This is a genomic window from Photobacterium angustum (assembly GCF_003026365.1).
Classification (GTDB): domain Bacteria; phylum Pseudomonadota; class Gammaproteobacteria; order Enterobacterales; family Vibrionaceae; genus Photobacterium; species Photobacterium angustum.
This window is the reverse complement of the sequence record NZ_PYOM01000033.1, coordinates 1-26,193: the sequence shown is the minus strand read 5'-3', so window position 1 is coordinate 26,193 and position 26,193 is coordinate 1. Positions and strand designations below refer to the sequence as shown.

The window sequence follows — 26,193 nt, the reverse complement described above, 5'->3', positions numbered from 1 at the left end:
TATAACCAGCAACACTAACGACATTGCTGGAAACAGCACTCGTATTGATAGTAATACCTCTGGTATCGACAACAACACTAAAAACATTACCAGCAATACAACGCATATCAATACCAATACTTCAGGTATAACCAGTAACACTAACGACATTGCCGGAAACAGCACTCGTATTGGTAGTAATACCAAAAACATTACCAACAATACTTCAAATATAACCAGCAACACTAACGACATTGCCGGAAACAGCACTCGTATTGATAGTAATACCTCTGGTATCGACAACAACACTAAAAACATTACCAGCAATACAACGCATATCAATACCAATACTTCAGGTATAACCAGTAACACTAAAAATATTATCGGAAACAGCACTCGTATTAGTAGTAATACCAAAAACATTACCAACAATACTTCAAATATAACCAGCAACACTAACGACATTGCTGGAAACAGCACTCGTATTGATAGTAATACCTCTGGTATCGACAACAACACTAAAAACATTACCAGCAATACAACGCATATCAATACCAATACTTCAGGTATAACCAGTAACACTAAAAATATTATCGGAAACAGCACTCGTATTGGTAGTAATACCAAAAACATTACCAACAATACTTCAAATATAACCAGCAACACTAACGACATTGCCGGAAACAGCACTCGTATTACTAGCAATATAAAGCATATCAATACCAATGCTTACGACATCAAACATTTGCGCAACCAATCGATTAATTACACAAATGAACAAACAAAATATTATTACAATAAATCACAACAATATACGAATGAAAAAGCGCAACAAACATTAAATGATGCTGATAACTATACAGATCAAAAAGTCAAACAACTCTCTAACGAGTTTAATGACAAGCTAGATAAATTAAGGAAAAAAGAAAATGCAGGGATTGCAGCAGCAATGGCAATGTCTGTTATTACAGTAAAACAAGATCATAAATATAATATAGGGATGGGTCTTGGCTACTATGGTGATCAGGATGCAATCGCAATAGGTACAAAAATTAATACCAGTAAAAATAGTATTCTAAGCCTTGATACATCATACGATTCAAGTCACGATTTTGGTGTAGCGGCAGGAATGACTTTTGGCTTTAATTAAATAATGTTTTACATGATCTAACAACGAAAAAACCGACATTCTTGTCGGTTTTTATAAATTAGCTAAAAAATCACTTCATACGTTCAATAACCCATGGCATTAATTCGACATAGGCGTACCAGCAACCTGCAGAAATGATTGCAGTCCATACTATACGTGACAACCATTGAGAACGCTGCATATGACGAGAAGGATCTGGCTCACCACAGTGAGGACAAAAATGAGCACGACGAGACACAATACCTTCACAAGCAGGACAATCTGTTAAACGTTTAGATCTCGTTGCTACACTTGCTTTACTCGATGATTTTGCAGTTAAAGACGACTTTTTTGTAGATTGAGGTCGCTGCTCTGCACGCATTGAAAGCATAACTTCATCATTATCATCATCGACTGCCGAAAAATCTGTTGTTTTCACGTTGTTCACCATTAAATCAATACCTACGATAATGATACTAAATAACTATCCAATAAGCATACCTACCAGATAGATAATGTTATGAGTTTCATTTTATCGTCACATACGATGTTTTTTGTAATTACTGCGTTATTTAATAACAATTAATTGTGATATTTGTATGATTGCATTCATTTCTATCTAAGAAAATCCATACATATTTGCAATACTGTAAGTATACCTTTTACAGCTCTATAATCAGAAAAAGCAAACTGACACAAAATCCATTCATAGAATTGATTAATAACGGTATTTTCATCAGCATAATATGAAAATAACGCTTATAAAACCAACGTTATTATTATTTAATAGCAAAAAACAAATCGAATAGATGACTCACCACCATAACAATCATGTCCGAAAAAGTCTCGCTTTGATTTTCTCGATCAAGTAGTGCGCTTCATTCAAAGAGCGTACTGCTATATTCAACGGCTGAGTTAAATTCAAAAAATGCTGTATATCCGGAATATCATTACAAGGTTGACGAGCACAGCCGAGGAAAGCCAATTGTTGATAATTTAATCCCGATAAAAAACTCGATTCAATCAACAAGCGTTGAAAGCGCCCCCACTGTGTGAAGTTTTTTGACAACACCACAGAAGGAGAAAAAAAGTGATAAAACAGCGCATTTCTTGCTGTCAAATTTGGATAACTTTGTTGATGTAAACACTCAGGATCAAACAAAAATAGCGTTCCAGCCTTACCAATTACCTTGGTTAATTCGAAGTCTTCAGTTTTTTGATGGTGTAACTCCCCTACTTGCCCCTGATAAAGATGCCGATGAGAACCAGCAACAAACGCAAATGCTCCTGAGTCTACATCATCAAGATAACAAGCTAATTTTAATGATCTTGGAATAACTTTAGATTGATAATATTTAGTGCAATACCATTCATCACGATGCAATGGATGGAAATTGTCTTTAAATGGTAAACTTTGCCAGCCTTTCGCTTCTTGCAAACAAACATCTTTTCCTAAATATTCAACAATAAGACTATTAATTAATGGCATTAATGGCAGTTTGCAAAAATGAGGATCTAATGTTAATAGCTGTTCGACCATTAATCGTTTTCTATCCGTTTGCGTATACCCTGTCCATGAGTTAAAAGCAGGGCGTTCCAATTGAGATTGAAAGCTCCTTTGCATTTTTACTAATTCTTCTTTTGTAATACATTCCGGTAGCACAACAGCACCGTTATGTTTTAACTCGCTCAGTAAAGCTAGAAGTTGTGACATCTGTTAATACCTGAATAAAGTCAGACGCTAATTTTTCACGACCATACTGGTAGTAAAAATCAGAAGAGGGTTTATTTATGATTAATTGATTTCGTTCAAACAACTGATGTAAATGTCTTAGTTGTTGTGAATAGATAACTGGTTCATCTATGGAAACTTCATAGAGTTGTGTAGCATGTCGCCTTAAAAAATCTAATGTTTCACCATCCGGTAACTCAGCTAAAATCGGCTTGCCACTTGCCACATAATCTATTGCTTTCGTCGCTAAATGAGTATCAACTTTACCTTTATCAGGTTTACCTTTTTGAATAAATAACACATCACATTGCGATAAAATATCGCGTAATTTTTCTTTCGGCTGAGCATCAATCATTTCAACCTTATCTATTAATCTATACTCACGTATTAACCGCATCATTTCATCTTGAACATCACCTATATTAATAAGGCGAATGGGAAAATCGCACTGCGCTAATTGCTTAAATAGACCTTTTGCGCTGCGCCTAAAGCCATCCCATGTCCCGCTATAGCCAAGGGTCAACACAGAATGATTATCGGAAACATGATCAAGGACTTGATCATAGCTATTTGGGATATAACGAACACAATGTTGGGGGTATAAAGATTGATAAGTGTGATAATCAGCCATCGACGTCACTATTAAAGCACTCGCTTGCTGCATTATTTTTTGTTCAGATTTAACTTCACTTTCATCGGAAAAATAACTCGCTTGCGACCACGCATCACGAAAATCTAACACCAAAGGAACATTGAGCCATTTGGAGAGCAATCTGCCAATTAAAGCGCTACTAAAAGGAGGGCAAGAAACAACAATCACATCTGGTTTAATCGATTTACTTTTTTGCCATGCTTTATAAAGCGAAGGGAATATCCAGCCCCAATGCATATCAATTAACCAATACTTTTTAGCAATATCACCGTCTCTTTCTGGTGAGCGCCAATGTCTTAAGCGATAACATTGCTTGTGGATAATTGTTGGCCATTTCCAACACCAATCAATATTCCATGAAGAGACAGGAATGATATCTGCTTGAAGTTTTATCTTATTTTTATTATCAACATTAGCAAATCGGTGCTGTCGGGCTTCACGAAAGACCACAACTCGATGCCCTAAACGCGTTAAAGACTCACTAAATCGTCGGCTTCTGTTTGCACCAACATTTAATAACGGTGGAGAAAAGTAACTAAAATAAAATATATTCATTCATCTCCCCTTAACATCCTAACGACTTTCCCTGGGTTACCTGCAAACAATACATTTGGCGGAACGTCTTTAGTGACAACACATCCAGAAGCAACAACCGAACCACGTCCAATAGTGACAGGCTTTACGATATTGACACCTGTACAGATCCATACATCGTCTTCAATTACTAAATCAGCCATTACTGGCGGCTGATATCGGTCCAAACCTGGGCTATGACCGCTATGAGCATTAATACTCGTTCTCCCTGCAATCATTACGTTATCGCCGATGAGTACTTTCCTTCCAACTGAAATTCCGGTTTGCCAACCAATATAGCAATTTTCACCCATTCTTATTTCGCAACAACCACTATCAGGATGGCCGTGAATACTCAGTGCTCCGTTTAGGCAAGTATTATTACCAATATAAATTTTTATTGGTCCTTGAATTAAAGGAAAGCCATTTTCTAAGCTCAAGCCCGGGCTATAATGTTCTAATCGTGCCTGTAACATAGGAAGATATAGAAAAATGTTCAATAAGCGTTGTAAGGTAAAACTCGCTAATCGATATAGAACATAAATAGGTCGATATATCCATGCTAAATCAGGCAGTTGACCATAAACAAACCATTTTGCAACTCGGTATAACAATCGGCTTAATGGCGTGTTTTGTTGTTTGATATAAGCACGAATTCGATGCGTTATTAACATTAATCACCACCTTTACGGCTTATTTAAAGCACTTTATTGTTCAATCAAAGATGAATACAACTCGTGAGTTTGCGCGATTTGTATTGTGATATCATATTTCTGTTCTACCTTTCTTCTCGCAGCTAAACCGACACGTTCAAGCAATTTATTTTGGTTATAAAGAAACTGAAGCAATTTTTGTACCTGATCTATTTGTTCAAAACACACATACCAACCCTGCTGTTTATCGGTGAAAATTTCGGCAAGCCCACCAATAGGCTCAGCAATAACTGGTCGTCCTACAGCCATAGCTTCAACGGCGACATATCCGAAAGCCTCCTGCCAACAAGATGGCATTAATACAATATGTGCCTGTTGTAAATCCTGCTCAATTTGTGCTGAGCGTCCATGATAATTAATCGAACCTTCTCTATATGCTGTAAGCTTAACCTGCTCAGACAGCTCTCCATCCCCATAAATATCTAATTGTGCAATCGTTGCTAATTCTGGTTGAGAAAACAGATCTAATAAGTAGTGGATTCCTTTTTCTGCACTCAAACTTCCAATATAAAAACAACGTAATTTATTCGTAATTGGCGGAAATTTTTTATAGTTAAATCGCGATAAATTTATACCATTATTAATCAGCACTATTTTTTCAGATGGCATAAACACTTCTAACCATCGCTGAATAAAAGGAGAAATTGCACAAAGACGGGTAATTGGAATACCGAGAACCAATTGTTTCCATCGACGCCACCCTGTTATCTCTACGTGTTTTGGTGGTGAATTATGCATGGTAAGCACAATGTTCGAACAAAAAATGCGGGCAATAAATGTATAAAGATGGCCAATACCATAAAAATGGAAATGAATAAGATGAGGGCGATGATGTAGAAGTAAAGCAAACAATTGGGCGGAATTTGCAAAAGAGGAATAGGTATAGTTTTTTGATTTTAAGACAGAATAAGCGTCATCTGAAATAGATCGTGCGAATAAAATAAAGTGATTATTGGAATGTGGTAGCTGAATTAAAAAATCAAAAAAACTACTACCTTTTTTTACGTCAATATCACAAATTAAGACTATATTTTTCATCTTTTGTCTCACGATAAAAAGGTAGTCTTTAAAGCATATCTGAGAATATATTATTCTTTTCTTAAAAAAGAGAATTTTCGTGAAAGGTAAACAAACGGCTACCATTGCAGTAGCCAAATACCAATAAAAGTAATACTAAACCGTTAATTAACACCCATTTGATGTTTATATTTGGTCACTGATTTCTCACAGAAATCTCGCTCATCATCATCGTCAATATTGTTAATAAGTTCAGCAAATGCCTCATAGCCAACCTTACCGTTTTTTACTTTCCATACGGTATAAGCTGCCTGCTTATCTAATTCAATACGTGTTCTTTCACCATCAGACAGTAACGTAAGGTTATACATCAATTATGCTCGCTTTAATTATATTGATTCATTTTACCTAAAAACATAAGTGATCAAAATAGCCATGCATCATAATCACTTGGGTTTTCTTGCGACAAAATTTGCGTATTTAACCATCAAAAAAAGAAGTCCACTCTCTCTTTTTCAACATAATTAGTAAACAACTTACTATTTTATCTAAAACAGCCTAAATTATGTGATATTGATCGCAAGAATAATCATCCCGCTCTCATAAACTGCTTCAATTGAAACACAACAATAACCTTTGTTAATTATTAAAATCTAGGAGCAATATATGGCTACTCCACATATTAACGCAGAGCTTGGCGATTTTGCAGAAACAGTGCTAATGCCTGGTGATCCTCTACGTGCTCAGTTTATTGCTGAAACTTACCTAGATGATGTTAAGCGTGTTTGTGACGTACGTAGTATGTATGGCTACACCGGTACCTATAAAGGTCAACGTATTTCAGTTATGGGACATGGCATGGGTATCCCTTCATGCTCTATTTATGTCCACGAATTAATTAAAAACTTTGGTGTTAAAAATATTATCCGTATTGGTAGCTGTGGCGCTGTCCATGATGATGTAAAACTGATGGATGTGATCATCGGTATGGGCGCATCTACAGATTCAAAAGTAAACCGTATTCGCTTCTCTGATCATGACTTTGCAGCAATTGCGGATTATCACTTATTAGAAACTGCAGTCAATCAAGCACGAGCACAGAAAGTACCTGTTCGTGTCGGTAATGTTTTCTCTGCTGATTTATTCTACAGTCCAGAAAGCGATCTTTTCGATAAAATGGAAAAGCTAGGTATCCTTGGTGTAGATATGGAGGCGGCTGGTATTTACGGCGTTGCAGCAGAGTTAGGTGCAAAAGCACTGACTATTCTAACGGTTTCTGATCATATCAAACGTGGTGAAAAGCTCAGTGCAGAAGATCGTCAAAAGTCATTTAATGAAATGATGAATATCGCACTAGAAACAGCAATTTCTTTATAAATACTCCTTAAGCGGGAGACATTCTTCCCCGAGGTGTTGACCGCTTATTTCTATACAAAGATAAAAGCTAAAGGGATGTTAGTTTAATCAGTACCTTCAATTAATAGAAGCCAGCTCGATAATGTAAAATGTGGCGTCTTACACAATCATAGGTAACATATTATTGAAACGTATTGTTCTCTGACTGTGCTGAGTGCTATTTACTCAGCCCCTTCTTCACAAATCCCACTCCTGCTTAGTAACAACCTTGAAAATATATTTATACTCATTTCTAAGATCTCTCAAAAATAAGGTTTGATTATGTCGACATATCTTACAACAGCAAACCCCATTGAGCAGTTACCTTTAGCTTTTAATGGCTATCAGTTTAATCACTGTAAGACATTGAGTTGTAAGAACTTTGGTTCACATAATCCAAATGACTATGTGCTACAACAAGCAAACAAAAATCGTCCGACATTGGTATGCCGTGAATGTGGTGCTTTTCCTCCTTTATTGAATAACCAAGATGTTGTCGAAGAAGCGCTACGTTACCAAACCCAACAAAGCGGCGATCTTCCTAAATGCACAAATAACGCCTGTGAAAATAAAGATTTTTCAGCACTAACACATAGACATCTATATCACGCATTTGGCTTTAGTGGTGACAGGCAACGTTATCGTTGTAAATCATGCGACCAAACATTTGTTGATCGTTGGTCTGGTACCAATAATAAACATCTCATACAGCAAAAACTCTTAGGGTTATTATTTACTGGTTATCCAGTGCGAGATATTTGTCGTCGCTTAGAGATAAATCCAAAAACATTTTATGACCAATTAAACCACATCGCAGCGAGGTGTCGTCGCCAACTTGCTCTGTTTGATGAACGCTTGTTTAAGCACCAACATAAAGTACAACTTGCTTCCAATATAAAAGCATTGCAAGAGAAAAGTATGAACGGTGTACTATGGGTTGCCAGTGCAGAAGCGCAGTCTGGGTATGTCGTTGCTCAACATATTAATTATCAACAAGAAAGCGTTGAATCAACAAAAGAGCACCATGATGCTTATCAAGATACCGCTCGCTATATGGCGCTCTCAACACCTCATCAAACGCTGACAGAAACATTTATCCCGCAAGGAATATTAGCGCAAGTAGATACAACCTATCGGAAAATTTTTAGTCGCTCCAATATGGAGAATCCGTTGACTGATGGCAGGCTCATTAATTTCCCAACGAAAGGAACGTTGATCCACCCTCAATACACCGTATATAGCCACTACCTTTATTTAAAACAAATGTTCCAACATAGCGACTATCTTGCTGTTTTCATGCCTCAAGAAACACTACTTCGCTCTGCCTGTATTTCGGTTTTTATTGATCATATTAAAAATAAACGAATTGATCCTGTTTATGTTCTTGAAGATGAACAATGGCTACACGGCGATAAACCAGCCAATGTCGATATTGCCCTACTAGGTTGGTGGCAAGATAGGTGGGCTTTTACTCATTTAGAGAGCGCAAGTAAAGGGATCTGCCATCTTGGTGGAGATACATCGAAAGACAGGCAATGGCTAGAACATGCAACATATCGTGCAATTTCAGCTTATCAAAACCGTTTTCAAGATCAATTTAGCCAACTGATCAACGAACCAAGACGTAAACTACGTCCTGCGGGGTTATTACCTCTGCTTGATATTTACCGCGCTTGGCATAATCTCTGTCGCCAAGATAAATACAGATTAACTCCTGCGCAACGATTAGGGCTTGCCTCTTCACCAATAACATTAGAACAGTTACTAAGCTAGCAGCAGACATAAAAAAGGCTCAATATTGCCATCACTGATGCCATTTTATTGAGCCTAATTAGGACGTTTACTATCTAAAACGCCCTATCTTTATATAATCTTATTTTTCAGCCGCAACTACTGAGATTTCAACCAATAAAGCATCACGTGCCATACTTGCTTCCACACAAGCACGTGCTGGTGCATGGCCTTCAGGAACCCAGTTATCCCACACAGCATTCATCTCTGCGAACATACTCATATCTTTAATATAAATCGTTGCAGAAAGCATATGCTCTTTATCACTTCCCGCTTGTAGTAATAACGCTTCAACTTTATCCAGCATTGTCTGTGTTTGCTCTGTAATATCTTTTGTTGCATCAGCACAAACTTGACCACATAGATAAATAGTTCCGTTATGTTTTACAATACGGCTCATTCGAGCACCTGTTTCCAAACGTTCAATCATGATATTTCCTGTTCACTAGAAAGTAATACCTTATTGTAACTTTTTTTGCAGAAAAGTCGTCATGGTTCGGTAAGAAAATAAAATAATTTGCACTCAGTACAATTTACACCGTAAATTTCTGTTAATTTCCTAACGAATCTTCAATTCTCGCTTTCCAAATCGCCATTGCTAATGCCGGTTTACGTAGCACTTCTGGTGTTGGGATCCAGCCATGCTTGATCTGAGCAAACACATCAAAACGTTCTGCTGTACCAGACATTGCTTCTGCTATAACTTTACCTGCAACATTGGTTAAACCAACGCCATGACCGGTGTATCCATGAGCAACATAAATATCATTCCCCAAATGATCAATTTGAGGCATGTATGAACGAGTGACAGCAAATAAACCGCCCCAGTGGTACTTCATTTTCACATCTTTTAACTGTGGAAATACCGTGATCATACGTTGGCGTAAGCGCTCTGCTGAATCACTGTATTCACCATTAAACGGATGGTTTACACCGCCAAATAAAATGCGACCATCAGGTGTCGGACGGTAATAATCAAGGCTGTTATTTAAGTCTGACATTGCCATCATATTTGAAATAGGCTGACGATCACCTAATTGCTCTGTTACTGCAATATAAGAAGCAACAGGCAAAACGACACTTTGTGCTTTACGGTTTAATCCGTCTAAATATGCATTACACGCCAATAACACTTGTTTCGCTTTTACACGACCTTTTGGTGTATGAATAATATGTGGATTGCCTTTTTCAATTTTAGTCGCAGGGGTATTTTCAAATACCGATGCACCTAATGACATTGCAGCGCTGGCTAAACCTAAGGTGTAATTTAATGGGTGCATATGTGCACTGTTTGAATCAAACAAACCACCAAGGTAACGATCGGTATGCGCTACTTGCTGAATTTGTTCTTTTTCCCACCAACTTGCACTTGGGTAATCATAACGAGTCTGCTTTAAGTCATACCAAGATTTTAATTCTTCTTCTTGGCTCTTTTTCAATGCCAGCTCGATATAGCCTTGTTGAAAATCACAGTCGATGTTGAATGTTTCAATACGCTCGCGTGCAATATCAACCGCCTCACAAGAGAGATCCCATAATTGTTTTCCCCATTCAGGGCCATAGGTCTCATCGACTTCACGCAGCCCCAAACAGTAACCAACGAGACACTGCCCACCATTACGGCCAGATCCCCCCCATGCTAAACGCTGAGATTCAAGAACGACAACCGAAAAACCTTTCTGACGTAATTCGATGGCAGCATTCAAACCTGTCATACCACCACCAATAATGCACACATCAGCTTCTATCTGTTGTTCAAGTTCTGGTTGCTCAGGTAATGCATTAATTGTTGCTTGGTAATAACTATCAATATATTGACTACGCATGGACATTCCAATTGCCTATAGATAAGAACAGAGAAAAAATCGCGCGGATAATGTCACGCTATTAATGCAACAACAAGTGATTTATTACTGTGATAGTGGTCATATATCACGCCGATTAACTTTGACATGCTTAATGTTAACTCTATTATCCGCTACTCACTGACTTACCTGGTCATTTAGGGAAATAGAAATGAAAAAAGTTTTTAAAGGGGTGACAACACTAGCATTCGCACTTTCAGCATTTAATGTTTCGGCAAATGATGCTGTGCTTAATATTTACAACTGGGCTGAATATATGCCAACAGATGTAATTCAAGCATTTGAGAAAGAATACAATGTCACCGTCAACTATTCGACTTTCGATAATAACGAAGCGATGTATACCAAACTAAAACTGCTCGATAACAAGGGTTATGATGTGGTTTTTGCTTCAACCTATTTTATTGAAAAGATGGCGCGTGAAGGCATGTTAGCCAAAATAGACAAAACCAAAATGCGTCACTTAAAAGATGTTTACCCTGGTTTGTTAGGCCAACAATTTGATCCTAATAATGATTACTCACTACCGTATGTTTGGGGTGTAACAGGGATCTCTTATAACTCAGATAGTATTAAAAACGATCAGGTAACGGGCTGGAATGATTTATGGAATACTGATTTCCAACGCCAAGTCATGCTATTAGACGATGTTCGTGATGTATTTGGTATGGCATTAAAAGCACAGGGCCATAGCATTAACAGCACAAACGAAACTGAAATTAAACAAGCATACGAGAAACTGCGCGACTTACGTCCAAACGTTGTCGTTTATAACTCAGACGCACCACATGTCCCTTATGTGACAGGTGAAGCGATGCTCGGTATGCAATGGAACGGTAATGCTTATTTAGCCAAGCAAGAAATGCCAGAGCTAAAATTTGTTTATCCAAAAGAAGGTTCAATTCTGTGGATGGATAACTTTATTGTGCCAGAAGGCAGCGTAAATAAAGATTTAGCCTTTAAGTTTATTGATTTCTTTATGCGCCCAGAAAACCAAGCAAAATTAGTTGAAGAGCTAGGTTTCCCTGCACCAAATAAGCAAGCAAAGTCATTCTTACCTAAAGAATTACAAAACGATCCGATGATCTTCCCAACAGATGAGGAAGTAAATAAAGGTGAGTTTACTAATGATGTTGGTGATGCTGTCAATATTTATCAGAAATACTGGCAATTACTAAAGAGCTAAAGTAGATAAATAGATAGAGAGTAATAACAATGTTATTGCTCTCTTCTTACTTATCGACTTGATATAACGGCTTCAGCTTATGCTAATCTAAATTTTTAATTTTAATTGAGATATAGCGAGAACATATGTTGACAAAGGCGCTTTAAAGAATCGTAATATTCACCTTTTAATAAACGGTTTACACCCGTCTAAATATGCATTACGTGCTATGTTGATGAGCTCACTTTACACACTGTCATACTATTCTAAATTACAGACTTCTCACACAATTTTTTGACCTAGTATAGGTTGTTCTCAGACACATTGATTACTCATGGATTTCAAATTATTCATGAAGAGAAAATAAAAACATGAGATTTATGTCTCGAAACCAATCGATACAAACATCTAATTTTGCGATCAAGATCAAATAAAACACCGTTTTATTTGACGTGTTACATTATAGATATACTATCTGCCGTTCGTTGACTTACTTAGTCATTTAGGAACTAAAAAATGAAGAAAACATTTAAAGGGGTGACCACACTAGCATTCGTACTTTCAGCATTTAATGCTTCGGCAAGTGATGCTGTGCTTAATATATACAACTGGGCTGAATATATGCCTGCAGATGTAATTCAAGCATTTGAGAAAGAATACAATGTCACCGTCAATTACTCAACTTTCGAAAATAACGAAGCGATGTATTCCAGATTAAAGCTACTTAAAAATAAGGGCTACGATGTTGTTTTTGCTTCTACATATTTTATAGAAAAAATGGCGCGTGAAGGCATGCTTGCCAAGATAGACAAAACTAAAATGCATCATTTAAAAGATATCTATCCAGGCTTGTTGGATCAAAAATTTGATCCTAAAAATGATTACTCACTCCCTTATGTTTGGGGTGTGACAGGTATTTCTTACAATGCAAATAATATTAAAAGCAATCAAATAACTTGTTGGAACGATTTATGGAATGGCAAATTCCAAAATCAAGTCATGCTACTAGATGATGTTCGTGATGTGTTTGGTATGGCTCTCAAAACACAGGGGCACAGTATTAACACCACAAACGAAGCAGAAATAAAGCAAGCTTACGAAAAATTGCGTGATCTACAACCTAATGTTGTTGTCTATAACTCAGATGCTCCGGATGTGCCGTATGTAACTGGCGAAGCAATGCTTGGTATGCAATGGAATGGAAGCGCTTATGAGGCAAGAAAAGAAATGCCGGAGCTAAAATTTGTTTATCCCAAAGAAGGATCCATTCTTTGGATGGATAACTTTGTTGTGCCAGAAGGCAGTAAAAATAAAGAGTTAGCCTATCAGTTTATTGATTTCTTTATGCGACCAGAAAACCAAGCCAGAGTGATTGAAGAATATGGCTTTCCTGTACCTAACAAGAAAGCAAAGTCGTTTCTACCAAAAGCACTACAAAACGATCCAATGATCTTCCCAACAGATGAGGAAGTAAATAAGGGTGAATTTACTAATGATGTTGGCGATGCCGTCAATATTTACGAAAAATACTGGCAGTTACTGAAGAGCTAAAAATAAAAAAGAGCAACACAATGTGTTGCTCTTTTACTTCAGATAATATTAATTAAATTCTATTCCAGTACTTGTTACAAAATAACTAAGTTCACCAAAATCATTAATTGTCAGCTCTTTCAAATATAAAGAAACAACATACTTACCAGTAGAGGAATCAACTGTAATTTTATTTTTAGAAAAACTATAACCCTTATCGCCAATATTCAGTGACTTATCGTTCAGGTATGATTCATGAAATACTAATGCAGTAACCAAATTAGGATCTGTACATGGCACAACTGAATAGTGGTAAATATCTTCGCTAGCAATTGACTCATCACCAATAGAGCAATAGTTAGCCATAGAATCTGACAATTTAACTATCGCTGACCATACATCATAACTATAACTACCATCCGCTAACTTCACTTGCGAATGAACCACAATGTTATACGTACCATCCCTACCTAAACCAGTAACGTGATATTCAAACACTGAATCTACGGCTTGTCCGATTGGTGCAACATAAGTACCATTCTGGCTATAAGATGCAGCTGAGTCTGCTGATATAACATCAATAATATGTTAATGATTTACCACGATAGTTTAATGGTTGACATATACCATAAATAAAAAAGCCACCATCAGCTTTATTATGGTGGCTTTTATATTATAAGCATCGAGATATAAGTTGAATCAACTTTGCCGCTAATTTCGCGGTTTGATTAGCATAATCATATTCAGGATTGAGCTCAGCTATATCAACTAACTTTACTTTTCCACTTGCCATAATATGTTTAATTGCCCATTCCACCATAGGTAAACCAACCCCCTGCATTTGGGTCATATTCACACCAGGCGCAATAGATGCGGAAAATACATCGAGCCCAACACTTAACTGTATAACATCGACACTATCGATATATTTATCAAGTTTGGCTTGTACTGCTTTTTTATTTCGTGACGTTATTTGGCTATCAAGCAACCATTCACAGCCCAGATCTTCAGCTAATTTAAACATCGCTTGTGAATTAGCACGATCGCATATACCTAAACCAAGGTAATGAAAATCTCGGTGATGCTCTTTGCTGTAACATAATGCAGAATGAAAAGCCGAACCTGAACGAACAGACAAGGTTGGTCGCAACTCAAAATGTGCATCAAAATTGATGATCCCAACACGCGCTTGGCAAGGCTGATAACTCATCGTTGGATCTTCTTGCGTCGCCGATAAAGCAACAACATTATCAGGTATCGATTTAGCTACTTGCCATTCGGTATGTATTTTTGCTTTATCATCGGCAAAATCTGATAACGCTTGATAACTTGCAATAGAAATTTCATGACCGCCCCCTAACACTATAGGGAAATGCCCAGAATGGAGTAAACCATGTACAACTTGCGCTTGCTTATCACTTAATGTTGAGAAGTTTGTATCGTCATCAACCAGTTCTATATCACCAGCATCATAAAAGGGCAGTTTTGAATGCGAGTGTGTATTAGGAAGAATACGACGAATACTTGCAGGCCCTTCTTTCGCTCCTTGTCGACCTCGATTCCAGCCAATACTGAGATCAGAAATAACACCGAGTAAAACAATCCCTTGTTCTCTTTGATCAGTATAAGGAGAAATTAACGTATGTGAACGATGTGGAATACGAGGCTTAACATCATCAGTTTTAAATAATTTTTTTAAATGATCTACAAACATACGTTTATCTTCCTTTGATCAAAAACGTTGTAATTTAATGTTGTGGTGGTAGAGCACGAGCGGCCTGTAAGACACACATGACAATTTTATTTTTACGGCTATTGATACGTTCAGCAGGTGCCATGACACTTACTGCGCCAGCCACTTTATTACCGATAAAAACAGGCGCACTGACACCAGAAACCCCTTGGTCAATTTCAGACGTACTAATAGCAAAACCATCTTGTTTAATCAGATCAAGCTCTGTTAACCATGCGTCTAATTGCTCTTTCTCAGTGATCTCGTAATGATTCAAAATACGTAATTGGCGTGAAAGGGGTAAATACGCCAAAATCACTTTTGCTGAAGCACCACGGATAAGAGGCTGGCTCTGCCCTTTTTCATAGCTACAACGCAAAGCGTATGGGCTATCAATGCTATCGACACACAAAGCATTAAAGCCAACAGGCACCATGTATGCCGACATCTCGCCAGTTTGTTGCTGCAAGCGTTTTAAAATAGGTCGAACACCATCTGGCAATGGTGAATTAATCTGAAAATTACGTTGTAATTGCAATGCCGCAGGCCCGGCACTGTACGTATTATGACCGTGATTATCTTCGATTAAATTCCAATCCCTTAGTAAAGCTAAGTAGCGGTATAAACTACTAATAGGCATATTCATTTCTACACTTAACTGTTGCGCTTGCAGAGGGAAAGGTGAAGCTGCAATGTGAATTAATACTTGCAACAGCTTTTCATTAGCACTGAGTGAATTTGTCACGGTGTTGGCTTCTTCTTTTTGTATGATAATTACTTTTAACCAATTAAAAACCATACTGCAAATTAAATTCTTACAAAGTGAGAATTATGCAAAATAATCATCAATAAATTACCGAAATATAAGAAACCTAATATTAAACACCTTATATTTACTGAATTATTATCAAGAAACTTTCTTACTCTATGGGATTTATCTGTCTAATAAATATTTAAATAGCGTTTCAATTTGTTAATTAAAAATCAACGCATTATCACAGTAATAAAAAAGATGTAACTTTTCCGAGATCCTCACCTTCAATCAAATGAGAAAAAAGGCGGTTTTCTATGCTAAATAGCAGATCACGCTAGTAATAATAGGAAGGTTACTGGTAAAATCCTTGCAAAATTGACCGTCACACATAGTAAAAGAGAGTGATTCCTCATGGGAAGAAAGTTCGAAGTACGCAAATTGTCTATGGCAAAAACCCAAGGCGCTAAGATCAAAGTTTACTCAAAGTACGGTAAAGAGATCTACGTTTGTGCTAAGAACGGTAGCCCTGATCCAGATGCTAACCTAGCACTTCGCCGTCTTATTGAAAAAGCGAAGAAAGATCAGGTGCCAAGCCACGTTATCGAAAAAGCAATTGATAAGGCTAAAGGTGGCGGCGGTGAAGATTACTCAACAGCACGTTACGAAGGTTTTGGTCCTGGCAACTGCATGGTTATCGTTGACTGTCTAACTGACAACAACAACCGTACTTTCATGGACGTTCGCCAAGCATTCGTTAAAAACAATGCAAAAATTGGTAGCCCAGGTACTGTTGGCCACATGTTTGAACACCAAGCAGTATTTGAATTCAAAGGCACAGATGAAGAAGCTGTTCTTGAGAATCTAATGATGGAAGATGCTGATGTTACTGACATCACATGTGAAGATGGCGTGATCACTGTTTACGCTCCTCACACAGAATTCTTCAAAATCAAAAATGCGCTTGCAGCAACAATGCCAGAAGTAACATTAGATGTTGAAGAAATTTCTTTCGTTCCACAGACAATGACTGAATTGGCTGGCGACGACATCGCAATGTTCGAGAAATTCCTTGATGCATTGAATGATTGTGATGACGTACAAAACGTTTACCATAATGCAGAAATGGCTGACTAATATTTAGTTTGCTGTTGATATAAAAAAGGTCACCTAATGGTGACCTTTTTTGTTTCTGCTTAATGATTATTGGCTTAACGGCTTACCTTTCGCGCTCGTGACATTAACCAAAATGCTAAAGCACCAAAACCTAATGCTTGTAACCATAATTGCTGCCACCAGCCAATCATTTGAGCAAAGGTTGCGCCCATCTGATTTAAGCCAAGAAAACCATTAATAGCAGCCGTTGACGGTGCTAACTGGGTTAACTCTCGTAGTAATGTTGGCAATTCAGAGGTTGGCCAAATAAAGCCTGCTGTAAACACCAGAGGTAATGAGCTTAATAACACCACCAGCGTGACTAACTCACAACGTGGAATCAACTGTCCTAATACCATTCCCAACATGATTACCGCTAATAAAAAGGCTACCGTCATGGAAAGGAGATCTGGAATGGACGCCAGTCGATTTACCCCATAATAGGTAAAAGTAAAACCAAAATAGTACGCGGTTAAAACCAAATAAATTACGACAAAGATAAACGCCCTTACAGCCATAATCATCCATACTGGATATTCAGACCAATAACCACTTTTACCCGCAGCTCGCGCTTCATTTTCTGATGCGCCGACCATCCCGACACCAATTAGCAACGTCTGATGTAAGATCAATACAAATACCGCTGGCACTACGTAGTTGATATACCCCATGGTCACGTTAAACACCGGACGCATGTTTAACTTCATAGCACTGTACTGTTCGGTCGCTTGAACGAAGTTATCACCCTTTAAAACAAGATGGTTAATCTTCGCCTTTACACCTAAATCAGCACCTGCAGCGCTTAATCCTTCTACAATCGTACCGTATACCAAGAACAACGCCGCATTACCTGAATATGCCAGTGTTGGGCTAGTCCCTAGCATCACATCTTTGTAGAAATCATGGGGGATCACTAAAATCCCTTCGACTTGACGATCAAGTAACGCTTGTTTAGCCGCATCAATACTGCCTAAATGCTGAGTAATATGAACCTGGGGTGTGGCATCAGCCATTCGGATCAATTCACGACTCATCTGAGTTTGATCAAGATCGACTACAGCAACTTTCTGATCTCGAGGGAGCTCATTGGTATAAGGTAGTGGGTATAAGAACGAGTAAAAAACCACGCCGCCAAATACTGTAAACACCAAAGAAACATTAGTAAAAATGGCTTTTAGCTCATGCTTAAATAAACTTAACCAGCTCATTTATGCTTCCCCTTTCGCAATTGGGTGATTGCTCAACGCTTTTCGGCGGTGAACTAACATCAGTATCACAGCCATCACTAGAGCCACCATAAAGCACGCCAAAATAAACAATTGATGCGCTGCTTGATACCACCCCGTCCCATAATCAACTTGCTGTAATTGCACTTCAATATAATGGCTTACAGGTAATAAGCTACGCCACATTTTTGCAATCACAGGCATATCAGTGGCAGGGAACGTGATCCCCATAAAAGCAAAGGCAGGTGCTGTAAATGCCGCAACAAAACTCATTGCACGTGGTACTTCCATCGCAAGGAAATAGATAAAAGCTCCCATGCTCTGACACGCCAGCACCATCAATAATTGCGCGACAATCAAAATATGCCAGTCACCATGCATCGGCCAATCCAGAGCTACGTACATCCACCACAAGAACAGCAACCCTTGGATAAGGAATAACCCCGTGTAGGCGGCTAACTTACCTAGTAACTTAGAAACAGGTGACGTTTGTAACCAATTCCATAGCCCTTGTGTTCTCGCTTCATGGGCAATAGCTAACACCGTTGTTGCTACAATCAAGATCTGCCAGATAGACGGGATAATGGCAGAAACTAAAAACTGTCCATAATGGCTATTACTGTTAAACAGCGGTGTAATTTGCCCACGAATAGGTACGGCTTGTCCCATAGCTTGCAGAGGTACAGGAGCTCCTGTCGCCATATTCTTAACGGTTTCAACCCCTGCATTGAATGTGCCTTCAGCAAGTAACATTGCAGAGTTGATTAATTTACCTATTAAAATAAATTGCCCATTATAAAACGTGGTGATCTGTGGCGAAAAACCAAGCTTTGTGTCTTTTTCAAAATTATCTGGGATCACCACCATGGCATATATTTCATTAGCTCGCATCGCTTCACTGCCCTGATCTGGACTCGTGAATTGACGTGTAACCGCCATTGTCGGACTGGCATCCACATAACGAGTAAAATGACGAGACAACTGGCTATGATCAAGATCGACAACACCAACAGGTAAGTTATGCGCTATACCTGTAGAAAAAATAGCCCACATAGTGAGAAATAACACCGCAGGTAACCACAGTGTTAATGCTCGTAACCAGCCATCTTTCCATATGTTTCGCCATTCTTGCTTCACATACTGAAAGCTATTCATATTACTGCTCTACAATCACGCTCATGCCTACGCGCAAGCCATCAATCGGTTGTGTTGGACGTGCTTCCACTTCAAACGTACGCATATCAAAGCCTTTCGCCGTATCAGTTGCACGCCACGTAGCAAAATCACCCATTACCGCAACATGTGTTACTTTGAATGAATAGGTTTTATCACCTAGTGCCGGAATGGTTACGTTAAACTCTTTACCTTCTTGGTAATCTTTTAGCTTATCTTCTCGCACATTAAAGACAGCCCACGCATCGTTAATATCAATAATATTCACCACAGGGAAACCTTGTGGTGCTAGTTCACCATCGTGCAGCAATACTTGTGAAACTTCCCCTTGGTGCCAGCTAGAGATCTTAGTATCAGCAACATACGCTTCCACTTCTGCCACAGCCCCTGCTGCCATTTTCACTTTCTCTTGTGCTGCTCGTTTGGTTTCTACGCGTGCGCCTTCTTTAGCCATCTCATACATCTGGTATGCTGCACTTTCGGTATATTGTGCCGCTTGCCATTGTGTGAAAGCTTCATCGCGTTTTTGCTCTGCAATCACGCCATCTTTATAAAGGTTATTGACACGTACATAAGTCGTTTTCATCAATTTCGCCGCCGCCGTAGCTTTACGCCATTGATCTTCTGCTGCTGCAATTTGCTGACGTCGCGCGCCTTTTTCAGCTTCCTCTGCCAACGCACCAGCCGCTTGCTCACCCGCTTTCGCTTGTTCTAACTTGGCATTAATTTCCGGACTTAAAATGGTAAAAATAAGTTGTCCCGGTTTAACTTCATCACCTTTACGAACAAGTACTTGGTCAATACGCCCTGGTACTTTTGAGGAAATATTATATTGCTGCGCTTCAATCTGACCTTGCATACGTTCAGGCTGAGGCTGGTAAGCATGCCAGAAGGTGTAACCCAACCAACCCACAACAGCAATTACAGGAACCGCTACTGCTATAGACTTCAACTTACTCATGACAATTAAACCTCTATACCTTGATATTTCTGATAATTATTGAAGGTGTTCATTTCACCGCTTACCGCCAGTAAACGAGTTAAACACATAACATATTGATAGGCCGCAGCAAGTCGCTGGGTTTTAACGGCGGATAAATACAGTTCAGCGTCAACTACATCAAGTGACGTTGATAACCCTTGGCTAAACGCTTTTTCACGTAGGCGAATATTTTCTTTTGCTAATGCAAGACTCGATTGTAAACCGTTATATTCTTCTACTGCTTGATTAGCTTCTCGATAGGTTTTCTCAACTAACACAGTCAGATCTTGCTCAGCTTGCGAACGTAAATGATTCACTTGTGTCACCATCGAATGCGCCGCTTTTACCTTACCTGAACGGCCAGAGCTGTCGATAAGCGGAACACTGACACCAATACCCACAGCCCAATCAGGTGCCATTTTAGCGGCAAGAGAGTCGCTTTCGTACAGGTTATAATCACCGTACAAATATACTTCTGGGTAATACTTGCCTTTCTCTACATTAATTAAGCCATCAGCCTGTTTACGCTTAGCATCCAAAATATGTAAACCTGGGTAACTTGCTAACGTTTTATTTATAAACGCCGACATGGGCGGTAAAGAACTATTAATAAACAGATTGGTAGTAGGTACTGTGGTACTCGATTGCTGCAGTAGCCTTGTTAGCGCAACTTGCGCAATTTCTAAATCACGCACTGATTTTTGTGCATCAACTTTTGCTTTATCGTAAGCAGCTTCTGCTTGTAGACGTTCAACTTTTGCAATTTGACCTTGTTGCTCAAGTTTAAGCGCATGTTCGTAATGACGTTTTAGCCCTGCTTCAACCTCTTTACGTGTTTCGACAACATTTTTTGCTAAAACAACACCAAAGTAAAAGCGGGATAAATCTTCAAACTTAGCCTGTTGCATCATGGCAAGCATGTATTTCGCTTCTTCTGTTTGTCCTTTAGCAATATCTTGTGCCGCACTAATACGACCACCAGTGAAAATAGGCCAAATAGCACGAACAGAACTGGTTAGTACATCACGATCCGCAATCGTAGATGTAAATGCTGAATTTACTTTTCCAGCCAAATCAGGAGCGATATTAATCAAATCACTTAAGATCTTTTGCATTTCGGCATTTTGAGAAGCCGGCATACTGCCAAATAAATCTGAAGGTGACAGTTTTACATCTTGATCTAAACGAGTGTAATTTGCGCCAATCGTCACAGTTGGCAAATATAAGTCACTTGTCGCATCTTGCATATGCTCTGCTTGCTCAACACTTGAACGTCCGGCCGCCAAACCATCATTCTTTGTCACGACAGTATGCCACGCATCACTGAACGCAATGGGTGATGCATAAATACTAGGCGTGATCGCTAGCAAGGCGATAGCCAGTGGTTTAACCATAAATGGTTTTATTCTCATAAGGTAACCCTTTGATACCAGTTCTTCTTAATGCTTTTTCATTCTAGAGCAATAGCTCTAAAATAAAACAATTTTTTATGTATAGAGTCATCTTGCTTTATCGATAAACTGTATGAATATTATTAAGATAATGCGAATAACAACAGCATACTCTTATTGTGTTATTGTTATTACTAAAGATATAAAAAACCACAGTTAACCTAAAGTTAGATTGAAAAGTTAGAAACCCTATATGGAATAAGGGCTACAAGGTAGTTATCTAACTTTCTGTCTTTTTATCTAATTTTGTAGCTATTTTTAGGGCGCTCTATAGAAAAGTTAGATCGTAATTCTTTACGGTATTCGTTATTACATTATCTAACTTTTTATCAGTGATAATTAGATCTTATCTGAATCCGATTTGTTTAGCGACTGTCAGAGACTAGGATTGATACTTTTTGGGATTTATTTAACTGGCTTCTTTGGGGGTTCTAGCTAACTTCTGGACATAAATGAGTTAGATTCTTTGCCCTATTTGGGGCAATTCGTATTAGCAAATATATGGAAAATCTATTTTAACTCTTGGTTTATCGTAAAAAACTTCGTCACAGATTTCCAATAAGTCATACTCTAACAGTAGGTTTACACATCACACTGCCAAACTCATATCAGTAACGACCATCCCCTCTCTAACTTCATATTTCGAGCATTTTACATTAATTCACCGAGCAAGAAATGGCCCAAACCGAGCAAGATCTTGCCCGGCTAGGCAACATGTTGCTCAATATTTAATAGCACAAAAAAGCAAAACCTTTACTTTTCATGCAGTTAAGAATTGGCACACTTAATGCTTTAACAGCACGTCGTCACAGCATAGGCTGTGTAATTTACTCCATCATAAAATAGGATATTAAGATGCCAACTCCTTGTTATATCGCGATCCAAGGCCAAACTCAGGGTAATATTACAGCGGGTGCATTCACGCCTGATTCTGTCGGTAACATCTATGTTGAAGGTCACGAAGACCAAATGCTTGTTCAAGAATTCAAGCACGTTGTTACTGTTCCTACTGATCCACAATCAGGTCAGCCTTCAGGTCAACGTGTTCACAAGCCATTTAAATTTACCGTGGCACTGAACAAAGCTGTTCCTCTGATGTACAACTCATTGGCATCAGGTGAAATGCTACCGTCTGTAGAGCTGAAGTGGTACCGCACATCGGTTGAAGGTAAGCAAGAGCACTACTTCACCACAACGCTGACCGATGCAACGATTGTTGATATCAACACGCACATGCCACACTGCCAAGATTCATCAAAAGAAGACTTCACTCAGCTTATCGAAGTATCAATGGCTTACCGTGCAATTAACTGGGATCACACAGTATCTGGCACATCTGGTGCTGATGACTGGCGTGCACCGCTAGAAGCGTAATCGCACTCAACTATGTCTCAGCCTACACGCCTGTGTAGGCTGCTTTTCGTTTATGCCTTTGCTAAATACGCCGCAAGGCCAACGTTAGCAAAGGTTTAATCACGAGGTCAGTATGGCAACAAAAACGGGTTTGCAATTTACATTTGAAGTCGATGGGCTAGATGCTGATGCCTTTGCCGTCACGCAATTTTCAGGCACTGACAGCCTGTCTTTGCCTTTCGCCTTTACCATTGACTTAGCCAGTCGTCACCCTGCTTATACGCCGCAAGAGACCGTCGATAACACGGCCACGCTCAAGGTCTGGCGAGACGGTGAGCAGCAACAGCAATGGCATGGCATTATTCGACGTTTTACCCAAGGCGACACAGGCCATCACCACACCTTGTATCAGGTGGAATTTGTACCGCCAGCAGCCCGCCTCGCGTTGCGCCACAATAGCCGAATTTTTCAAACACAAACGGTGCCTGAAATTATCTCGGTGATATTACAAGAATTAGGGATTACCGATGTTGATTTCGTCTTAACGCGAGATTACGTGCAGCGTGAATATTGCGTCCAGTACCGTGAAACAGATTTAGCCTTTATCGACCGCATTGCCGCAGAAGAAGGCCTGTTTTACAGCTTTGTCCATGATAATAAAAAGAATACCCTGCGCTTTTCTGATGACACCCAAAGTGCCGCTCGACTGACGGCACCACTGCCCTATAACAGCCGCAGTGGTGGTCAAAGTGGCGTGCCTTTTGTGCGCACCTTTGCTCGCCATACGCAGATTCGCCCATCGTCTGCGCAACTCAAAGATTACAGTTTTAAAAAGCCGGCTTATAGCTTCTTACAAACAGCCAATGCGAAAGAAGCCGATTACCAGCAAGCCAATTACGAACATTACGATTACCCAGGGCGTTACAAAGACGATGCCAGTGGTAAGCCGTTTACTTCTTTTCGACTCGAATCATTACGTCGTGATGCCAATACAGCCTATGGTGAAAGTAACACCCACGGTTTAATTGCTGGGGTGAACTTTGCCTTGCAAGAGCACGATGATGAGCAATGTAATGACGAATGGCTCGTAGTGGCGGTTAACCATATGGGCACGCAACCGCAAGCATTAGAAGAAGCAGGCGGGCAAGGCGTAACGACCTATAACAATGACTTTATTGTGATACCCGGTCATCGCCCATGGCGAGCCCCCTACACGGCTAAGCCTCGTGTTGATGGCCCACAAATTGCAATGGTAGTGGGCCCTGAAGGCGAAGAGATTTACTGTGATGAATACGGTCGGGTAAAAGTCCAGTTCCCATGGGATAGATACAGTAACAGTGATGACAATGCGAGTTGCTGGATACGTGTATCCCAAGGTTGGGCGGGTAGCCAATATGGCATGGTTGCACTACCGCGTATTGGTCACGAGGTCATTGTTAGTTTCTTAGAAGGCGATCCAGACCAACCTATTATCACAGGCCGCACTTACCATGCGACCAACAAGCCCCCTTACCCGTTACCGGCCAATAAAACCCGTACGGTATTGCGCACAGAAACACACCAAGGTGATGGCTATAACGAGCTGCGCTTTGAAGACCAAGCAGGCAAAGAAGAAATCTACGTTCACGCACAAAAAGACGTGAACATGTTGGTGGAAAATGATCGCAAAGACGACATCAAACACGATTTACACCTTGATGTAGACAATGAACGCTTCACCCACATTAAAACCCACGATCACCTGACCGTCGATGGTGAAAGCCGTACGCATGTAAAAGCCGATCAAACACTTGTTGTTGATGGCAACTTACACATGAAACAAGGCCAAGCATTATTGGTGGATGCGGGTAATGAAGTACACCTTAAAGCTGGCTCAAAAGCCGTGATTGAAGCGGGTGCTGAAATCACGCTGAAGGCTGGCGGCAGCTTTATCAAAATAGATGCATCTGGCGTTTCAATTTCAGGGGCAGCCGTCAACATCAATGCAGGTGGCAGTGCGGGCAGTGGCTCTGGCTTTGGGGGTTTATCACCGTTATTACCGGGTGCGGTTGAAGCGGCCCCACAATTAGAACAAGTACCCTTGCTCTTTTCAGAAGCACTTTTAATGGCAAGCCAAGCGAATGTCCCGCTTTTACCTCTTTGCGGTTTGCAAACAGATGGTCAATGCCAACGTGGGGATCAATGTTTATGCAAGAAATAACAACTCAAACATTAACTCAAAACACCATACCAACACTTCTTGATAGTGGTTTTAAGCTATACATCGTTATTGAAAATTTGAATTTAAGCAATCTATGTGATCTGACTAACGGTGATGAGAAGGAAGCCCTATTTATTAATACTCGCTTCTCCTCCGTGATGGAGGCAAGCCCATATTTAGTTTGTCTTAATCACCTCAACAGTGATCTTCTTAATCACATTCTTAAAGAACTCAGTGGAGTAATTATTGCTTCTACACATACGCTACAACAAATAAGGCAGCACTTATCACACTATTTAGAAGTGAACAGTGAAGAACTTGGTGCAACCTATTTGAGATTTTATTCACCCAGCGTCTGTAAATCGTTAATAGAAGAACAACCGGAAATATTTTATGGCTTTCACGTTATCACTCCTTTAATGAACAGAAGCCAATGGGGTTATTGTAAGTTTCAACAATACAACCTAGAAAAAAGACCAATAAACATCAGTAAAAAAACAGCAGAAATTATGATGATTAATCGTTGGGGAGCATGGTTGAGTTTACTACCCGCATGGCAACATAAGACCAACAAAGACATTTTAAAAGGTGCGGAGGCAATAAATGGCTTAGTAAAAAGGCAATTGAAA

The 26,193-nt window shown here is 39.3% G+C and carries 24 protein-coding genes; 9 read left to right on the top strand and 15 right to left on the bottom strand.

The genetic code is table 11. The features are described from left to right. On the top strand, positions 1-1,129 hold a 1,129-nt coding region (locus CTN01_RS22240), incomplete at its 5' end, for a YadA-like family protein (RefSeq protein WP_211317091.1). Positions 1,130-1,199: 70 nt separating this feature from the next. Here CTN01_RS22240 and CTN01_RS22235 read toward each other — a convergent pair. The 6 genes from CTN01_RS22235 to CTN01_RS22210 form a co-directional block, all read right to left on the bottom strand. Continuing rightward, the gene (locus CTN01_RS22235; RefSeq protein ID WP_244156118.1) at positions 1,200-1,547 is read right to left on the bottom strand and encodes a hypothetical protein; all 348 of its coding nucleotides are present in this window, start codon (positions 1,545-1,547) and stop codon (positions 1,200-1,202) included. A gap of 390 nt (positions 1,548-1,937) precedes the next feature. Further along, positions 1,938-2,822: a phytanoyl-CoA dioxygenase family protein gene (locus CTN01_RS22230; protein WP_045150304.1), complete on the bottom strand. Its 885-nt coding sequence runs from the start codon at positions 2,820-2,822 to the stop codon at positions 1,938-1,940. After that, complete coding sequence (locus CTN01_RS22225) at positions 2,782-4,047, bottom strand: glycosyltransferase (RefSeq protein WP_045150305.1); 1,266 nt, start codon at positions 4,045-4,047, stop codon at positions 2,782-2,784. Before CTN01_RS22225 ends, CTN01_RS22230 begins: the two co-directional genes overlap by 41 nt. Continuing rightward, positions 4,044-4,739 carry an acyltransferase gene (locus CTN01_RS22220; RefSeq protein ID WP_045150306.1) on the bottom strand — a complete coding sequence of 232 codons (696 nt, stop codon included), beginning with the start codon at positions 4,737-4,739 and terminating at the stop codon, positions 4,044-4,046. Before CTN01_RS22220 ends, CTN01_RS22225 begins: the two co-directional genes overlap by 4 nt. 33 nt (positions 4,740-4,772) lie before the next feature. Next, positions 4,773-5,816, bottom strand: a complete 1,044-nt coding sequence (locus CTN01_RS22215; RefSeq protein ID WP_045150307.1) for a glycosyltransferase family 4 protein — start codon at positions 5,814-5,816, stop codon at positions 4,773-4,775. A gap of 143 nt (positions 5,817-5,959) precedes the next feature. After that, positions 5,960-6,166, bottom strand: coding sequence for a DUF3283 family protein (locus CTN01_RS22210; protein WP_045083072.1), 207 nt, complete (start codon positions 6,164-6,166; stop codon positions 5,960-5,962). 295 nt (positions 6,167-6,461) lie between these two features. Between CTN01_RS22210 and deoD the strand changes: the two genes are divergently transcribed. Beyond that, a complete protein-coding gene (deoD, locus tag CTN01_RS22205; RefSeq protein WP_045150308.1) occupies positions 6,462-7,172 on the top strand; it encodes a purine-nucleoside phosphorylase in 711 nt (236 codons plus the stop codon). Between the two features lie 300 nt (positions 7,173-7,472). Next, entirely contained in the window at positions 7,473-8,963 is a 1,491-nt protein-coding gene (locus tag CTN01_RS22200; protein ID WP_045150309.1) for a lactate dehydrogenase, read from the top strand. A gap of 100 nt (positions 8,964-9,063) precedes the next feature. On the opposite strand, the gene CTN01_RS22195 is transcribed toward CTN01_RS22200, so the two are convergent. Together CTN01_RS22195 and CTN01_RS22190 are read right to left on the bottom strand one after the other, a co-directional pair. Further along, a complete protein-coding gene (locus CTN01_RS22195; RefSeq protein WP_005366374.1) occupies positions 9,064-9,411 on the bottom strand; it encodes a RidA family protein in 348 nt (115 codons plus the stop codon). Positions 9,412-9,532: 121 nt separating this feature from the next. Beyond that, complete coding sequence (locus CTN01_RS22190) at positions 9,533-10,807, bottom strand: NAD(P)/FAD-dependent oxidoreductase (RefSeq protein WP_425259337.1); 1,275 nt, start codon at positions 10,805-10,807, stop codon at positions 9,533-9,535. 190 nt (positions 10,808-10,997) lie between these two features. Between CTN01_RS22190 and CTN01_RS22185 the strand changes: the two genes are divergently transcribed. Together CTN01_RS22185 and CTN01_RS22180 are read left to right on the top strand one after the other, a co-directional pair. Then, entirely contained in the window at positions 10,998-12,032 is a 1,035-nt protein-coding gene (locus CTN01_RS22185; RefSeq protein ID WP_045150311.1) for an ABC transporter substrate-binding protein, read from the top strand. Positions 12,033-12,527: 495 nt separating this feature from the next. Continuing rightward, positions 12,528-13,562 carry an ABC transporter substrate-binding protein gene (locus CTN01_RS22180; protein ID WP_045128140.1) on the top strand — a complete coding sequence of 345 codons (1,035 nt, stop codon included), beginning with the start codon at positions 12,528-12,530 and terminating at the stop codon, positions 13,560-13,562. A 48-nt stretch (positions 13,563-13,610) separates the two neighbouring features. Here CTN01_RS22180 and CTN01_RS22175 read toward each other — a convergent pair whose 3' ends face one another. From CTN01_RS22175 to CTN01_RS22165, 3 genes are all read right to left on the bottom strand, one after another. Next, positions 13,611-14,039, bottom strand: a complete 429-nt coding sequence (locus CTN01_RS22175) for a hypothetical protein (RefSeq protein ID WP_045083077.1) — start codon at positions 14,037-14,039, stop codon at positions 13,611-13,613. 175 nt (positions 14,040-14,214) lie between these two features. Continuing rightward, a complete protein-coding gene (locus CTN01_RS22170) occupies positions 14,215-15,255 on the bottom strand; it encodes a formimidoylglutamase (protein WP_045150313.1) in 1,041 nt (346 codons plus the stop codon). A 34-nt stretch (positions 15,256-15,289) separates the two neighbouring features. Then, positions 15,290-16,072 carry an IclR family transcriptional regulator gene (locus CTN01_RS22165; protein ID WP_045150314.1) on the bottom strand — a complete coding sequence of 261 codons (783 nt, stop codon included), beginning with the start codon at positions 16,070-16,072 and terminating at the stop codon, positions 15,290-15,292. A 366-nt stretch (positions 16,073-16,438) separates the two neighbouring features. On the opposite strand from CTN01_RS22165, the gene CTN01_RS22160 reads away from it, so the two are divergent. Next, a complete protein-coding gene (locus CTN01_RS22160; protein WP_005366395.1) occupies positions 16,439-17,161 on the top strand; it encodes a YebC/PmpR family DNA-binding transcriptional regulator in 723 nt (240 codons plus the stop codon). 74 nt (positions 17,162-17,235) lie between these two features. Here the strand turns inward: CTN01_RS22160 and CTN01_RS22155 are convergent, their stop codons facing one another. Genes CTN01_RS22155 through CTN01_RS22140 form a run of 4 tightly spaced genes read right to left on the bottom strand, consistent with a single transcriptional unit; the run spans position 17,236 to position 21,972 of the window. Then, complete coding sequence (locus tag CTN01_RS22155) at positions 17,236-18,387, bottom strand: ABC transporter permease (protein WP_045150316.1); 1,152 nt, start codon at positions 18,385-18,387, stop codon at positions 17,236-17,238. After that, the gene (locus CTN01_RS22150; protein ID WP_045150317.1) at positions 18,388-19,560 is read right to left on the bottom strand and encodes an ABC transporter permease; all 1,173 of its coding nucleotides are present in this window, start codon (positions 19,558-19,560) and stop codon (positions 18,388-18,390) included. 1 nt (position 19,561) lies between these two features. Continuing rightward, positions 19,562-20,539, bottom strand: coding sequence for an HlyD family secretion protein (locus CTN01_RS22145; protein ID WP_005366398.1), 978 nt, complete (start codon positions 20,537-20,539; stop codon positions 19,562-19,564). A 5-nt stretch (positions 20,540-20,544) separates the two neighbouring features. Continuing rightward, entirely contained in the window at positions 20,545-21,972 is a 1,428-nt protein-coding gene (locus CTN01_RS22140) for a TolC family protein (RefSeq protein ID WP_045150318.1), read from the bottom strand. Positions 21,973-22,866: 894 nt separating this feature from the next. Here CTN01_RS22140 and CTN01_RS22135 point away from each other — a divergent pair. From CTN01_RS22135 to CTN01_RS22125, 3 genes are all read left to right on the top strand, one after another. After that, the gene (locus tag CTN01_RS22135; protein ID WP_005365509.1) at positions 22,867-23,385 is read left to right on the top strand and encodes an Hcp family type VI secretion system effector; all 519 of its coding nucleotides are present in this window, start codon (positions 22,867-22,869) and stop codon (positions 23,383-23,385) included. Between the two features lie 112 nt (positions 23,386-23,497). Continuing rightward, positions 23,498-25,564, top strand: a complete 2,067-nt coding sequence (locus CTN01_RS22130; protein WP_107342216.1) for a type VI secretion system Vgr family protein — start codon at positions 23,498-23,500, stop codon at positions 25,562-25,564. After that, positions 25,552-26,193, top strand: a 642-nt coding sequence (locus tag CTN01_RS22125) for a DUF4123 domain-containing protein (protein ID WP_170096483.1), incomplete at its 3' end; no start/stop codon positions are given. The genes CTN01_RS22130 and CTN01_RS22125, both read left to right, overlap by 13 nt.